Source organism: Yinghuangia aomiensis (genome assembly GCF_039542225.1).
GTDB classification, from domain to species: Bacteria; Actinomycetota; Actinomycetes; order Streptomycetales; family Streptomycetaceae; genus Yinghuangia; species Yinghuangia aomiensis.
In genome coordinates this window covers 60,554-73,440 of sequence record NZ_BAABHS010000011.1, presented here as the reverse complement: position 1 = coordinate 73,440, position 12,887 = coordinate 60,554, and the positions used below count along the sequence as shown (strand labels likewise).

Genomic DNA, 12,887 nt, shown 5'->3' with positions numbered 1-12,887 from the left:
GCCACCCCACCCCGACCCTTGTGAATTGCATGTACACCTGCAAGCATCCGCCCATGCCCGCCGACCCACCCCCCGGCACCCCCGGCACCCCCGGCACCCCGAGCGCCGCGGCTCCCCTCCCGGATCCCGTCCCCGACGACGCGCCCGAGGCCATGGTCAGCGCGTTCATCACGCTCGTCGTCGAGGCCGATCGTGCGCCCGGGTACCGCGCGCGGATCGAGGCCGCGTCGGGGCGGTCGCTGCCGCGGTCGGCGATTTCGATCCTGTTCGTGCTGCATCGCCACGGGCCGCTCGGGGTGAAGGAGATCGCCGAGCGGCTGGGGGTCGAGCAGTCGACGGCCAGCCGGCAGATCCGGCCGCTCGAAGAGCACGGGCTGGTGCACCGGGACACCGATCCGCGGGACGGCCGGGCCGTGCGCCTGCACCTCACCGAAGCGGGGCTGGACGTCCGCGAGCGGGTCCGGCAGGTGTGGCTGCGCGACATCTCCACCGTGTGGCGCGACTGGGACCCCGCCGAGCGCGCCCAGCTCGCCACCCTGCTCACCCGCTTCCGCGACTCCTTCCGCGAACTGCGCGGCGGAGACTGACCCGAGCCTGCAAAGACCTGCGAACACCCGCAGAAACCCACAAACATCCACAAAAACCGCAAAGCACAGCCCCGCAAGGAACAGACCCGCTCCACCCCACCGACCGACGGAGGTCGTATGCACATCGCCTACACCCCGGAGCAGGAGCAACTCCGCCGCGAGTTGCGCGCGTACTTCGCCGGGATCATGACGCCGGAGATCCGCGAGGAAGTGAACCGCGGCGAAGGCGCCGCGCTGGACCGGGACAGCGCGTACTGCCGGGTGATCCGCCGCATGGGCCAAGACGGGTGGCTCGGCATCGGCTGGCCGAAGGAGTACGGCGGCCAGGACCGCACCAACATCGAGCAGCTGATCTTCCACGACGAGGCGATGGGCGCGGGCGCCGCCATCCCGCTGCTGACCCTCAACAGCGTCGGCCCCGCGATCATGGAGTTCGGCAGCCACGAGCAGAAGGCGTTCTTCCTCCCCAGGATCCTGGCCGGCGAACTGCACTTCGCCATCGGCTACTCCGAGCCCGACGCGGGCACCGACCTGGCCGCCCTGCGCACCAGCGCGGTCCGCGACGGCGACCACTGGGTGATCAACGGCCAGAAAATGTGGACGTCGCTGGCGAGCGTCGCGGACTACGTCTGGCTGGCCGTCCGCACCGACCCCGACCAGCCGCGGCACAAGGGCCTGTCGGTGTTCTGCGTTCCGACCGACACCCCCGGCTTCTCGTGGAGCCCGGTGCCGACGCTGACCGGGCAGGTCACGACGGCCACGGTGTACGACAACGTCCGGGTCCCCGCGTCCGCGCTCGTCGGCGAGCCCGGCGACGGGTGGAAGCTCATCACCGGGCAGCTCAACCACGAGCGCGTCGCGCTGTGCTCGGCGTACGGCCTGCAACTCCTCGTCAACCAGACCCACCGCTGGGCGTCGGAGACCGAACTCCCCGACGGCTCCCGGGTCATCGACCGCGAGTCGGTGCAGCTCAACCTCGGCCGCCTGCACGCCCGCACCGAGTACCTGAAGCTGCTCAACTGGAAGGCCGCGTGGGGTGCCGACCACGGCGCGAAGTTCGGGCCCGCGCAGGCGTCGACGACGAAGGTGTTCGGCACCGAACTGTACGTCGAGGCGTACCGGCTGCTCATGGAGATCTTCGGCGAAGAGGCCTACCTCCGCATGCCGGCGGCCGAGGACGACCTGGGCGGGCGGATCCGCGCCAAGGTCGAGCAGATGTACCGCATCTGCCTGATGCTCACCTTCGGCGGCGGCACCAACGAGATCCAGCGGGACATGATCGCCATGCTGGGACTCGGGCTGCCCCGGCCGCCGCGCTGACCGGACGCACCCCTCACCGGCCCGCGGTACGCCACCCTCTCCGCCGAGGCCTCATCCACCCAGGAAAGGAACCACCGATGTCGGAATCCCCCGCTCCCCCGGTGCTGATCGAGCGTGACGGCCACGTCCTGGTCGTCACGCTCAACCGGCCCGAGGCCCGCAACGCGCTCACCACGGAGATGATGAGCCTCCTGGAAGAGGCGTGGGACCTGGTCAACGAGGACGACGGGATCCGGGTCGCGATCCTCACCGGTGCCGGCGGGGCGTTCTGCGCGGGCGCGGACCTGAAGAACATGAGCCGCAGCGCGCCGGGCGACGCTTTCAAGGGCGACGGCGACGGCACGAAGCTGGCGCTGGACATGTCGGTGATGAAGTGGATCCTCAAGGGCTTCACGCTCAAGAAGCCGCTGATCGCCGCCGTCGAAGGCCCGGCGATCGCGGGCGGCACCGAGATCCTCCAGTCGACCGACATCCGGGTCGCGGGCGAGTCGGCCCGGTTCGGGGTGTCCGAGGTCAAGTGGGGCCTGTTCCCGCTGGGCGGTTCGGCGGTGCGGCTGCGCCGCCAGATCCCGTACACCGCCGCCGCGGACATCCTGCTGACCGGCCGCCACTTCCACGCGCCGGAGGCGAAGGACCTCGGCCTGATCTCGCACCTGGTGCCGGACGGCACCGCGTTGGAGAAGGCCAAGGAGATCGCGCACACGATCGCCGCGAACGGCCCGATCGCGGTGCAGGCGGTCCTGCGCGTGCTGCGCGAGACCGACGAACTGCCCGAGGACGAGGCGTTCAAGATCGAGTCGGAGATCGGCATGCGGGTCTTCCTCAGCGAGGACGCCAAGACCGGGCCGCGCGCGTTCGCCGAGAAGAAGACGCCCGAGTTCAAGGGCCGCTGACCCGGCACCGGCAGACCGGCGGCGGGCCGGAACCGCCGGAGTTCCGACCCGCCGACGTTCCGCTGTTCCGCTGTTCCGGACGTGGCTTTGTGCAAAGTCGCTTTGCGCAAAGCCATTTCCGGAAGAGCAAGCCGTCAGCCCTTCCCCACCCGATTCCCCCGTGCCAACAGCCACATCAGATGCGGCGCGCCGACGACCCCGGTCACGACTCCCACCGGGATCTCCGTCGGCGACAACAGCGTGCGTCCCGCCAAGTCCGCACCGATCAGCAGCACGGCACCGGTCAACGCGTCGGCGACCAGCGGGATTTCGGCGCGCCCGGTGAGCCGCTTGGCGATCTGCGGGGAGGCGAGCGCGACGAACGACACCAGCCAGGCGGCCACGACCGCGACCGCGGCCAGACATGTGGCGGCGATGAGCAGCGCCAGCCGGGTCCGCACCACGTGGATGCCGAGCCCGCGTGCCACGTCGTCGCCCTGAGCCCCCACCGACTCGGTCACCGCCGGGTTCCCGCCTGCTGCCGCGTCCCTCGGCCCGGACGTCACCCTCTGCACCGACCGGCCGGCCGCGCACCGCACGGCCTACACCGGCACCGGCGCCGCCCGCGCCCGCATCGTCGCCTGCCCACAGGCCGCGAAGTGTCCGACCTCGCCGGGCGGGGTTTGGCGCTCCCCGGCCGTGCTACGTACAGTTCCCTGGTCGGCGCACCGCGCGGGCCACGGACACGACCAGGGAAACGGCAGCAGGGATGACAGCGCGTAACGAAGAACTGCTCGCCCCTGACGTCCCCGGCATCGACCCCGAGCGCCTCGCCACCTGCCTCGCGGTGCTGCGCGAACTCGACGGGCTGCCGACCGAGCACCCCGATGCGATAGTCGTCCGCAACGCGACCTCGCACATCTGGAAGAGCCTCAAGGAACGCCGCCGCGCCGACCGCAAGGCCGCCGTGCGCGCCAACGACGACGCCGTCACCGCCGCGACCGCGACCGGATCGCCGGACCGCATCGACGACGAAACGCAGGGCATCCCGATCAGCACGTCGACCGTCGGCGCGCTCGCGGGCATATTGCGGCGCTCCCGCGGCTGCTACATCTGCAAGCAGCGCTACGTCGAGGTCGACGCGTTCTACCACCAGCTCTGCCCGCGCTGCGCGAAGGAGAACCGGGAGCGCCGGGACGCCCGCACCGACCTGACCGGCCGCCGCGCGCTGCTGACCGGCGGACGCGCCAAGATCGGCATGTACATCGCGCTCCGGCTGCTCCGCGACGGCGCGCACACCACCATCACCACGCGCTTCCCCAACGACGCGATCCGCCGCTTCAAGGCGATGCCGGACAGCGACGAGTGGATCCACCGCCTGCGCATCGTCGGCATCGACCTGCGCGACCCGGCGCAGGTGATCGCGCTGGCCGACTCGGTGGCCGAGGCGGGCACGCTCGACATCCTCATCAACAACGCCGCGCAGACCGTGCGCCGCACCCCGCAGTCCTACGCCGCGCTGATCGCCGCCGAGGACGGCCCGCTGCCGGCCGGCGAACTCCCCGAGTCGGTCACCTTCGGCCACATCGCCGGGTCCGGCCACGTCGCCCTCCCCTCCGCGTCCCCGGCGCCCGACGACCTCGACCCGCAGGCGCTGACCGCCCTCGCCCTCACCAGCGGCTCGGCGACGCTCGCCCGCATCGAGGCGGGCACGGCCATCGACGCGGGCGGCCTGATCCCGGACCTCGACGCGTCCAACAGCTGGATCCAGCGCGTCCACGAGGTCGACCCGCTGGAACTCCTCGAAGTCCAACTCTGCAACGTGACGGCGCCGTTCCTGCTGGTGAGCCGCCTGCGCCCGGCGATGAAGGCGGCTCCCGCACGCCGCAAGTACGTGGTCAACGTCTCCGCGATGGAAGGCGTCTTCCAGCGCGGCTACAAGGGCGCCGGCCACCCGCACACCAACATGGCCAAGGCCGCCCTCAACATGCTGACCCGCACCAGCGCCGACGACCTCTACGCCGACGGCATCCTCATGACCGCCGTCGACACCGGCTGGATCACCGACGAGCGGCCCCACCCCACCAAGATGCGCCTCCACGACGAGGGCTTCCACGCTCCCCTCGACCTCGTCGACGGCGCGGCCCGCGTCTACGACCCCGTCATCCGCGGCGAAGCCGGCGACGACCTGTACGGCTGCTTCCTGAAGGACTACCACCCGTCCAACTGGTGACGGGGCAGGTGGACGGCGCTCTTCACGGCGTAGCCGAGCGGAACTCCAGCTCCATCCGCTGCTCCACCGCATCCACGCCCCACTTGCGGGTCGGGCTGGAGTCCGTGAGGCGGAAGCCGGCGGACTTGTAGAGGTGGTGGGCGGCGTCGAGGCCGGCGACGGTCCACAGATGGACGCCGCGGTACCCGCGGGCGCGGGCCTCGGTCATGGCGCGTTCGAACAGGGTGCGGCCGACGCCGCGGCCGCGGGCTTCCGCAGCGAGCACGACCCAGCGGAGCTGGCCCCAGTCGTCCTCGGCGCGGGTCAGGCCCGTCGCGCCGACGATGCGGCCGTCGAGTTCGGCGACCCACAGGCGGCCCGCGGCGTACGAGCCCTCCTCGTGCCAGGCCATCACGAGTTCGGCGAGGCCCACGGCGACGTAGGCCTCCATCGTCGTGTCCATGCCGTACTCGGCGGTGTACAGCGTGCCATGCAGGGCGGCGACCGCGCCCAGGTCGCCCGGACGCGTGCCGTCCCGCACCACGACCTCGCCCGCCGGGGGCCGGCCCGTGTTCCCGGAGTCCTCCATCGCGCTACCCTTCACTGAAACACTCGTTTCAGTGGAGGATAACCCCGGTGCCCGAACCTGCGGAAGCCTCGCCGCGCCGCCGTGAGCTCCTCGCGGCCGCCCTCGCCTACGCCGCCGAGCACAACCTGTCCGATCTGTCGCTCCGTCCGCTCGCCGCCGCGATCGGGTCGAGCCCGCGCGTCCTGCTCTACCTGTTCGGGTCGAAAGACGGCCTCATGCGCGAAGTCCTCGCGGCCGGCCGCGAAGAGCAACTCGCGCTCGTCGAACGCGCGTACGCCGAAGCGGCCGACCCGCGCGCGGCACTCGAACTGCTGTGGGAGTGGTGCACCGCGCCGCACCGCCGCTCCACCCTCCGCCTGTTCTTCGAGGGCTACGTCCGCTCCCCCGGCGACGACGGCCCCTGGCACGGTTTCGCCACCGCCTCCCTGGACGACTGGCTCCCCCCGTTCGAGCGACTCTTCGCCGACACCGACATCCCCGCCACCCTCGCGCTCGCGGTGCTGCGCGGACTCCTGCTCGACGCCATCGCCCAAGAGCCCGCCGGCGCCGGGGCGTCCCAGCCGCGCGTCGACGCGGCCTGGCACCGGTTCCTGGACGGCGCGTTCGGCACCGCACCCGCTGCCCGAGACCGCCGCGCCGCGAGTGACCGGCCCCCGCAGGATGCGGCAAGGCCCGGCACCGCGTGACGCGGTGCCGGGCCTTCCGGTTTCCGGGCCGGGGTTCGGACCCCGTCAGGCAAGCACCAGCCGGCCGTCCCGCACCCGGTCCAGCACCCAAGCCGCGGTGTCCGCGGCCGACATCGCGCTCGAATCCAGCACGTGCTCCTCGAACGCACCCAGGTCCGCGAACTGCTCGTGCATGTGCCGCACCGACGCCGCATCCGTCAGCGCGGTCGCCGCCGTGCGCCCGGTGGCCCGGGTGACGGTGGTCTCCTCGTCGGGCCGCAGCACCGTGTAGTGCAGTTCGATCCCGGTGGCCTTCGCGCACTCCCGGAACGGGTCGAGGAACCACGGGCCCACGATGCCGTCGAGGATCACCGTGTAGCCGCCCGCCGCATAGCCGAACGCCGCGTCGGCGAGCACCCCGACGACGACTTCGTTCTGCCGCTGCGCCGCCGGCAGGTACGGGGGAATCGCGCCGCGGCGCAGGAACGCCCAGAAGTCGTCGGCATGCAGATGGACACTCGCCGGAAAGGCGTCGGCCAGCCGCGGCGCCACCGTGCTCTTGCCGGCCCCGGGCGGTCCGGTGAGGACGACGACGCGGCCGGGCGGATTCTCGGCAGGCTCGGACATGAAGATGCTCCGTTCCGGGTCGGGGGACGCGACACCGCGCGGTATTGCGCGTCGCAGCGTAGTCGCGGCCACCATCGCCCCAACCCCCCGGTGGTGCGCAAGCGCTTTCCGTGGTCCAGTGAGAGCCGTGGTACGTGAGAATTCTCCTGAGGCGCGAGCGCGGTACGGAGGTGGCGCGGTGACGGAACGGCCGTGTCCGGCACCGACGCGCCCGGCCGCGGATCGGGCGTGACCCGGATGGCCGAACAGCTCGTCCCGACCGCGGACAACCCCCCGGAAGGCCTCGCGTCCCGGCTCAACTGGCTGCGCGCCGCCGTCCTCGGCGCCAACGACGGCGTGGTGTCGACGGCCGGCCTCGTCCTCGGTGTCGCGGGCGCCGCGGGATCCCGGTCGGCGATCCTCACCGCGGGCCTCGCCGGGCTGCTCGCGGGCGCGCTGTCGATGGCCGCGGGCGAGTACGTGTCGGTCAGCACGCAACGCGATGCCGAACGCGCCGCCATCGAACGCGAACGGCGCGAACTCGCCGAAGACCCGGACGCCGAACTCACCGAACTCACCGACGCCTACATCGCCAAGGGCCTGCCCGACGACCTGGCCCGCGAGGTCGCCGTCGCCCTCACCCGCCATGACGCCCTCGCCGCCCACGCTGAAACCGAACTGCGGCTCGACCCGGACGAGTTGACCAACCCCTGGGAAGCCGCCCTGGCCAGCTTCGGGTCGTTCGCCGTCGGCGCGCTCCTGCCACTCCTGGCGATCCTGCTGCCGCCGCACGACTGGCGCGTGCCGGTGACGGTCGTGTCGTCGCTCGCCGCGCTGCTGCTCTGCGGGTGGTCGAGCGCGCGGATGGGCGGATCGCCGCCCGGGGTTGCGGTGGTCCGGAACGTGGCGGGCGGCGGCTTGGCCATGGCCGTGACGTACGCGACGGGCGCGCTGCTGCACGTGTCGGGGGTGTGAGACGTCCGGACAGCGGTGTGCGGCGTCCCGCCCCCGCCGTCACCCCGCCTTGAGCCGCTCGGCCAGGAACGCCAGGATCTCGTCGCGGGCCCGCACCGTCGGGTGGCCCGCTTCGTCGACGAAGTGCGCGGTGACCACGCTGTGGGCGCAGCCGACGACGTCGCGGAAGAACGGCGGCGGCTCCGGGTTCGCCGCGTCGTCGGGGAGGACGCGGCCGTCGAACGCGTCGCCCAGCAGCGCCCGGTAGGCGGCGAACCGCTGCCCGGTGCAGAACGCGTCGTTCTCGAAGCGGTAGGCGAGCACCTTCAGGCCGTCGCGCGCGACCCGCGCGGCCACGGCCGCGGCATCGTCGTCGCCGATCTCCAGGGCCGCGGGGTCGTCGAGCGGGAGTGACGGGTGGTTGACGACGGGGGCGATCACCGCGGGTTCCAGGACCATGGTCAGTGCGAAGTTACCGGTGAAGCACATGCCGACCGCGCCGACGCCGGGGCCGCCGCGTTCCGCATGGGCGAAGCGGGCGAGGCCGCGGAGCCAGGCGGCCACGGGGCTGGTGCCGCTTCCGGCGAGGACCCGGAACTCGGCGCTCACGCAGGCGCGGCGCATCACGGCAAGGCCGGCGTCGGCGGCGGGGTAGGCGCCGTCGGTGCCGAACAGCGACGGCACGTACACCGAGAGCCCCGCGTCGCGGATCCAGCGGGCGAACCGGGCGACGTCGGGGCTGATCCCCGGCATCTCCGGCATGAGGACGACGGCGGGACCGGATCCGGTGACATGGACGGTCTTGGCGATGCCGTCGACGGTCACGGTGGTGCGGGTGAAGTCGGCCAGAGGGTCGTCGAGGCCGGCGTGAGAGCGGGTCATGGGAGCGATCCTGGCCGGTTGCTACGCTCGGGCACGAGTGGCGGTATCGCCATGCAGTACGTCGATCTCGCCATGCAGCGTGGCGATCGCGCCGTGCGACGGCGGCCGGGAGGTGGCTTGTGGATCTCGTGCGCGTGGGTGTCCTGGCCTATCCCGAGTGCTTCGCGTCCGAGGTGTTCGGCGTGCCGGACCTGCTGACGATGGCGGGGCATGTGGCGTCCGGGTACGGCGATGCGCGGCGGTCGTACGAGGTCCACGTCGTGTCGCCGCGGCGGCGGGTCGCGGCATCCGGCGGCGCCGCGCTGGACGTGGCCGCGATGCGGCCGGTCGACGTGCTGGTCGTGCCGGGGTTCGCGTGGGCGCCGGGGCTCGACATCGGGGCGTTCCTCGGCGGGCTCGCCCCGGAGATCGCGGGAATCCGCGCGCAGGCCGAATCGGGGGGTGCGGTCGCGGCGATCTGCGTGGGCGCGTTCCTGGTCGCCGAGGCGGGGTTGCTGGCGGGCCGGGGGGCTACGACGTCGTGGCTGTTCGCGGACCGGCTGGCCCGGCGGTACCCGGATGTGCGGGTGCGTGCGGACGAGTTGGTGGTGACGGACGGCGGCGTGACGACGACCGGGGCGTTCAGTGCGATGTACGACTTCGCGTTGGGACTGGTCGGCACCTACGCCGGTCCGCGGGTCGCGCGCGGCACCGCCCGGGTCGCGCTCCTCGACGACGCGCGGTCGCGGCAGACGCCGTACGTCGACACCGCGCTGCTGCCCCCGGCGGGCGGGGACTTCGCGCACGAGGTGCGGCGGTGGCTCGACCGCCGGCTGGCCGACCGGTACGACCTGCCGGCGCTCGCCGCGGCGTTCCATGTGAGCACCCGGACGATGCTGCGGCGGTTCGGGGCCGAGACCGGCGGGACGCCGCTGACGTACCTGCATACGGCGCGGGTGCGCCGGGCCCGGCAGTTGCTGGAGACGACCGACCGCACGGTCGCGGCGATCGCGGCCGAGGTCGGGTACCGGACGCCGGGGAGCTTCGGCCAGGTGTTCGCGCGGCATACCGGGCGCGGGCCCGGGGAGTACCGGGCGAGGTTCCGGCGCGGGGGCGGACCCGGGTGACGGGGTAGCGGCGCCGGTTCGGCTCGGGTTCAGGCGCCGGCTTGCCGGCGGAGGCCCGTCAGCGTCAGCTCCAGCGCGGCGCGGAACTGCTCGACGTCGTCGTGGCCGTCGAACTCGTCGACGATCTCGTGGACGAACGGGAACTCCTCGGGGTCGAGTTCCCGCCAGGCCCCGGCATAGTGACCGAGGAAGTCGTCCCGTTTCACTCCGCTGTCGAGGAACCCCTCCGGCAGCTCGCGGCCCAGGTCGATGGCGGAGCCGACGACGACGCCCACGACCGCCGACACCGCGTGGAACCTCTGCCTCGCGGTCAGGTCCAGGCGGAGGGTCGGTTGGCCGAGCTTCTCGTACAGGCGCAGCGCGTTGCCCTGGACGTCGGAGTTGCGCATGAAATAGGCGGCCAGCCACGACCGCTCGACGATGGCGTCGAACAACGTCAAGGCCATCGCGCGCAGCTCGTCGATCGGGTCCCCGGCGGGCGGCAGCTTCTCGATGGCGGCGAGGACGTCGCCGATCACGTAGTCGGTGGTGCGGTCGAGCAGCTCGTCCTTGTTCGCGACGTACCAGTAGATGCTGGCGGCGCCGCCGCCGAGACGCCCGGCGAGCGCCCGGAACGTGAGCGCCGACGGGCCGGCCTCGTCGAGCAGGGCCGCCGCCTCGGCGAGGACGGATTCCATCGAGTGCGAAGCCCGGCGGCGTCCCTCGCCGGTGCGGGTCTGCGGGCGTGCCATGGCTCCGACCTCTCGTGTTTGCGTCGTATCGAACGTTGTTCTACGGTACCTGATCGTACAGTGTTCGATATTCGTACGACGTTCGATCGGAGGCAGCCATGGCCACAGCCACGCTCTCGGCTCCACCCCGCACCTACCCGTCGCTGCGCGCGGCGTGGATCCCCCTGGCCGCGCTCTGCCTGGCCTTCTTCGTCGAAATGGTCGACAACACGCTGCTGTCGATCGCCCTGCCCACCATCGGCCGCGACCTCGGCAGCGGCACCACCGCGCTGCAGTGGGTCACCGGCGCGTACTCGCTGACCTTCGGCGGTCTGCTGCTCACGGCCGGGTCGATGGCCGACCGGCTCGGCCGCCGCCGGGTGCTGCTCACCGGGCTGGTCGTGTTCGGCGCCCTGAGCCTGTGCGTCGTGTGGGTCACCACCGCCGGCCAGCTCATCGCCTTGCGGGCGGCCCTCGGCATAGCCGCGGCCGCAATGGCCCCCATCACGAACTCGCTGGTGTTCCGCCTGTTCGACGACAAGGCGCTGCGGATGCGCGCCATGACGGTGATGATCGTCGTCGGCATGTCCGGCTTCGTCCTCGGGCCGCTGCTCGGCGGCACCGCGCTGGCCCACGTGCGGTGGGAGTGGCTGCTCGTCGTCAACGCCCCGATCGCACTCATCGCCTTCATCGGCGTCCGGCTCGGAGTCTCGGCCGACCGGCCGGAGGACTTGACCCGGGACAAGCTCGACGTGCCCGGCGCGGTCCTGAGCGTCGCCGCCATCGGACTCGCCTGCTACGCGCTGACCAGCGGCGTCGAGCACGGCTGGCTCTCCGCCCCCACCCTTGCCTCGGTCGCGGGCGCCCTCGTGGCGGCCCTCGCCTTCGTCGGGCACGAACGCCGCAGTTCCGCCCCCATGCTGGACCTGGGCCTCTTCCGCAACGGCACCGTCCGCGGCGCGACCATCGCGCAGATGGGCACGTCCATCGCGATGGCCGGCGTGATGTTCGGGCTCATCCTCCACTTCCAGTACGCCTACGGGTGGAGCCCGGTGCGGGCCGGCCTCGCCAACCTCCCGATCATCGCGACGATGCTCCTCGCGACCCCGCTGTCCGAGTGGCTCGCCCGCCGTTTCGGCCACCGCATCGCCTGCCTGGTCGGCGCGGCCTGTCTGGCCGGGGCACTGGCGGGCCTGGCCTGGGGCGTCGAGCACGGGTACGCCGTCATCGCGGCGTGCATGGTGCTCATGACCGTGGGGCTGCGCACCGTGATGACCATCTGCGCCGTCGCCCTCGTCGAAGCCATGCCGAGCAACCGCACGTCCATCGGCACCGCGCTCAACGACACCGCCCAGGAGGTCGGTTCCAGCGTCGGCACCGCGATGGTGGGCACGTTGATCGCCGCACTTGTCACCACCCAGCTCCCGGCAGGCGTGTGGAGCAGCGACCTCGTCGACTCGTTCTTCCACGGCGAGCGCATCGCCTACGCCCTGCTCGCCGCCGTCGTCGGCCTGATAGCGGCCGGCGGCGCCCTGAGCCTCACCGACTCCCACACCGTCGAGGAACCGGCGGCCGATGACGAGGTGGCCGAGGAAGGGGCGGCGGAGCACATGGCGGCCGGGGAGCCTGCCTGAGCGACGGCGGCAGCGTGCCACCCCCTACCGCGGTAGGGGGTGGGGAACGGCTCCGCAGTGTGACGTGCCGTCGTACGCCCGATTCCTACTGTCGTTGGTGGCAGGCCGGAACGACCGGTTGCCGCCGACGGGAGTCCCCCATGACCGCGCTTCACGCCACCAAATCCGCACACGTGACCCCGCCGGGTGCCGACACTCGCCCGCGCGGCTTCGCCCGGCTGCGGGGCGCCTACAGCTGGCGCACTTCGGCCTACGCACTCGCCGCGCCGACGGTCGGCTTGGCCGCGCTGCCGCTGCTTCTGGCCGGTCGTTCCGTCGGCTACCGGTGGCAGCGCCGCCTGGCGGTGCGGCTGCTCGATGCGGAGATCCCCGAGGCGTCCGGCAGGGGACGCATCGTCCACGGCACCGCCCACAGCGTGGCGGCGCTGCCGCTGCAGATCCTGTCGGGGGTGCTCGCGGGGGTTTTCTGGGCGCTCTTCCTGGCCCGCGGAGTCTGCTATCCGCTGGCCGAATGGGGCAACGACGTCTCCGGGTCCTGGGGCGGGCCGACGATGGCCGGAGCGTGGGCGGCACATTTCGGGGTCGGCCTGCTCACCGGTGCCGTGCTGCTGCCGCTGGTCGCGCTGCTCGTCGCGGCGCAGCGCCGCCTCGCCGTCCGGCTGCTCGGCGGCGGCACGGCCGCGGCTGCCACCGCTTCTCCGGCCGCCGCCCGCGGTGGCAGGGCGGGATGAACCGTGGCACCAGCCATCA

At 72.5% G+C, this 12,887-nt stretch carries 14 protein-coding genes; 9 read left to right on the top strand and 5 right to left on the bottom strand.

Annotated features, from left to right (window positions below; translation table 11 throughout):
• Positions 1 to 53: 53 nt before the first annotated feature.
• The 3 genes from ABEA93_RS16915 to ABEA93_RS16905 all read left to right on the top strand — a co-directional run bounded on the left by ABEA93_RS16915 (position 54) and on the right by ABEA93_RS16905 (position 2,800).
• On the top strand, positions 54 to 587 hold the full coding sequence (locus tag ABEA93_RS16915; protein WP_345676388.1) for a MarR family winged helix-turn-helix transcriptional regulator: 534 nt from the start codon (positions 54 to 56) through the stop codon (positions 585 to 587).
• Positions 588 to 704: 117 nt separating this feature from the next.
• Positions 705 to 1,907 carry an acyl-CoA dehydrogenase family protein gene (locus ABEA93_RS16910; RefSeq protein WP_345676387.1) on the top strand — a complete coding sequence of 401 codons (1,203 nt, stop codon included), beginning with the start codon at positions 705 to 707 and terminating at the stop codon, positions 1,905 to 1,907.
• A gap of 77 nt (positions 1,908 to 1,984) precedes the next feature.
• Complete coding sequence (locus ABEA93_RS16905; RefSeq protein WP_345676386.1) at positions 1,985 to 2,800, top strand: crotonase/enoyl-CoA hydratase family protein; 816 nt, start codon at positions 1,985 to 1,987, stop codon at positions 2,798 to 2,800.
• Between the two features lie 134 nt (positions 2,801 to 2,934).
• Here ABEA93_RS16905 and ABEA93_RS16900 read toward each other — a convergent pair whose 3' ends face one another.
• Complete coding sequence (locus ABEA93_RS16900) at positions 2,935 to 3,300, bottom strand: iron chelate uptake ABC transporter family permease subunit (RefSeq protein WP_425584967.1); 366 nt, start codon at positions 3,298 to 3,300, stop codon at positions 2,935 to 2,937.
• A 248-nt stretch (positions 3,301 to 3,548) separates the two neighbouring features.
• On the opposite strand from ABEA93_RS16900, the gene ABEA93_RS16895 reads away from it, so the two are divergent.
• Positions 3,549 to 5,012 (top strand): SDR family NAD(P)-dependent oxidoreductase, encoded by a 1,464-nt coding sequence (locus tag ABEA93_RS16895; RefSeq protein ID WP_345676385.1) that lies wholly within the window; start codon positions 3,549 to 3,551, stop codon positions 5,010 to 5,012.
• Between the two features lie 22 nt (positions 5,013 to 5,034).
• Here ABEA93_RS16895 and ABEA93_RS16890 read toward each other — a convergent pair whose 3' ends face one another.
• Positions 5,035 to 5,580, bottom strand: coding sequence for a GNAT family N-acetyltransferase (locus ABEA93_RS16890; RefSeq protein ID WP_345676384.1), 546 nt, complete (start codon positions 5,578 to 5,580; stop codon positions 5,035 to 5,037).
• A 47-nt stretch (positions 5,581 to 5,627) separates the two neighbouring features.
• On the opposite strand from ABEA93_RS16890, the gene ABEA93_RS16885 reads away from it, so the two are divergent.
• On the top strand, positions 5,628 to 6,266 hold the full coding sequence (locus ABEA93_RS16885) for a TetR/AcrR family transcriptional regulator (RefSeq protein ID WP_345676383.1): 639 nt from the start codon (positions 5,628 to 5,630) through the stop codon (positions 6,264 to 6,266).
• Between the two features lie 45 nt (positions 6,267 to 6,311).
• Here ABEA93_RS16885 and ABEA93_RS16880 read toward each other — a convergent pair whose 3' ends face one another.
• The gene (locus ABEA93_RS16880) at positions 6,312 to 6,872 is read right to left on the bottom strand and encodes an AAA family ATPase (RefSeq protein WP_345676382.1); all 561 of its coding nucleotides are present in this window, start codon (positions 6,870 to 6,872) and stop codon (positions 6,312 to 6,314) included.
• A gap of 237 nt (positions 6,873 to 7,109) precedes the next feature.
• On the opposite strand from ABEA93_RS16880, the gene ABEA93_RS16875 reads away from it, so the two are divergent.
• Entirely contained in the window at positions 7,110 to 7,826 is a 717-nt protein-coding gene (locus tag ABEA93_RS16875; RefSeq protein WP_345676539.1) for a VIT1/CCC1 transporter family protein, read from the top strand.
• A gap of 39 nt (positions 7,827 to 7,865) precedes the next feature.
• On the opposite strand, the gene ABEA93_RS16870 is transcribed toward ABEA93_RS16875, so the two are convergent.
• On the bottom strand, positions 7,866 to 8,687 hold the full coding sequence (locus ABEA93_RS16870) for a dienelactone hydrolase family protein (protein WP_345676381.1): 822 nt from the start codon (positions 8,685 to 8,687) through the stop codon (positions 7,866 to 7,868).
• A 119-nt stretch (positions 8,688 to 8,806) separates the two neighbouring features.
• Here ABEA93_RS16870 and ABEA93_RS16865 point away from each other — a divergent pair, with 119 nt between their 5' ends.
• Complete coding sequence (locus tag ABEA93_RS16865; protein ID WP_345676379.1) at positions 8,807 to 9,793, top strand: GlxA family transcriptional regulator; 987 nt, start codon at positions 8,807 to 8,809, stop codon at positions 9,791 to 9,793.
• 29 nt (positions 9,794 to 9,822) lie between these two features.
• Here ABEA93_RS16865 and ABEA93_RS16860 read toward each other — a convergent pair whose 3' ends face one another.
• Positions 9,823 to 10,470 carry a TetR/AcrR family transcriptional regulator gene (locus ABEA93_RS16860; RefSeq protein ID WP_345676538.1) on the bottom strand — a complete coding sequence of 216 codons (648 nt, stop codon included), beginning with the start codon at positions 10,468 to 10,470 and terminating at the stop codon, positions 9,823 to 9,825.
• 152 nt (positions 10,471 to 10,622) lie between these two features.
• Between ABEA93_RS16860 and ABEA93_RS16855 the strand changes: the two genes are divergently transcribed.
• Both ABEA93_RS16855 and ABEA93_RS16850 read left to right on the top strand, forming a co-directional pair.
• Entirely contained in the window at positions 10,623 to 12,137 is a 1,515-nt protein-coding gene (locus ABEA93_RS16855) for an MFS transporter (protein ID WP_345676378.1), read from the top strand.
• Positions 12,138 to 12,277: 140 nt separating this feature from the next.
• Complete coding sequence (locus ABEA93_RS16850; protein ID WP_345676377.1) at positions 12,278 to 12,868, top strand: hypothetical protein; 591 nt, start codon at positions 12,278 to 12,280, stop codon at positions 12,866 to 12,868.
• Positions 12,869 to 12,887 lie beyond the last annotated feature (19 nt).

Excerpts from the sequence above, each read along its gene's own strand:
- ABEA93_RS16850 (WP_345676377.1), top strand. The coding sequence starts at position 12,278 with ATGACCGCGCTTCACGCCACCAAATCCGCACACGTGACCCCGCCGGGT.
- ABEA93_RS16875 (WP_345676539.1), top strand. The coding sequence starts at position 7,110 with ATGGCCGAACAGCTCGTCCCGACCGCGGACAACCCCCCGGAAGGCCTC.
- ABEA93_RS16905 (WP_345676386.1), top strand. The coding sequence starts at position 1,985 with ATGTCGGAATCCCCCGCTCCCCCGGTGCTGATCGAGCGTGACGGCCAC.
- ABEA93_RS16860 (WP_345676538.1), bottom strand. The coding sequence starts at position 10,470 with ATGGAATCCGTCCTCGCCGAGGCGGCGGCCCTGCTCGACGAGGCCGGC.
- ABEA93_RS16915 (WP_345676388.1), top strand. The coding sequence starts at position 54 with ATGCCCGCCGACCCACCCCCCGGCACCCCCGGCACCCCCGGCACCCCG.
- ABEA93_RS16910 (WP_345676387.1), top strand. The coding sequence starts at position 705 with ATGCACATCGCCTACACCCCGGAGCAGGAGCAACTCCGCCGCGAGTTG.
- ABEA93_RS16890 (WP_345676384.1), bottom strand. The coding sequence starts at position 5,580 with ATGGAGGACTCCGGGAACACGGGCCGGCCCCCGGCGGGCGAGGTCGTG.
- ABEA93_RS16855 (WP_345676378.1), top strand. The coding sequence starts at position 10,623 with ATGGCCACAGCCACGCTCTCGGCTCCACCCCGCACCTACCCGTCGCTG.
- ABEA93_RS16880 (WP_345676382.1), bottom strand. The coding sequence starts at position 6,872 with ATGTCCGAGCCTGCCGAGAATCCGCCCGGCCGCGTCGTCGTCCTCACC.
- ABEA93_RS16870 (WP_345676381.1), bottom strand. The coding sequence starts at position 8,687 with ATGACCCGCTCTCACGCCGGCCTCGACGACCCTCTGGCCGACTTCACC.
- ABEA93_RS16895 (WP_345676385.1), top strand. The coding sequence starts at position 3,549 with ATGACAGCGCGTAACGAAGAACTGCTCGCCCCTGACGTCCCCGGCATC.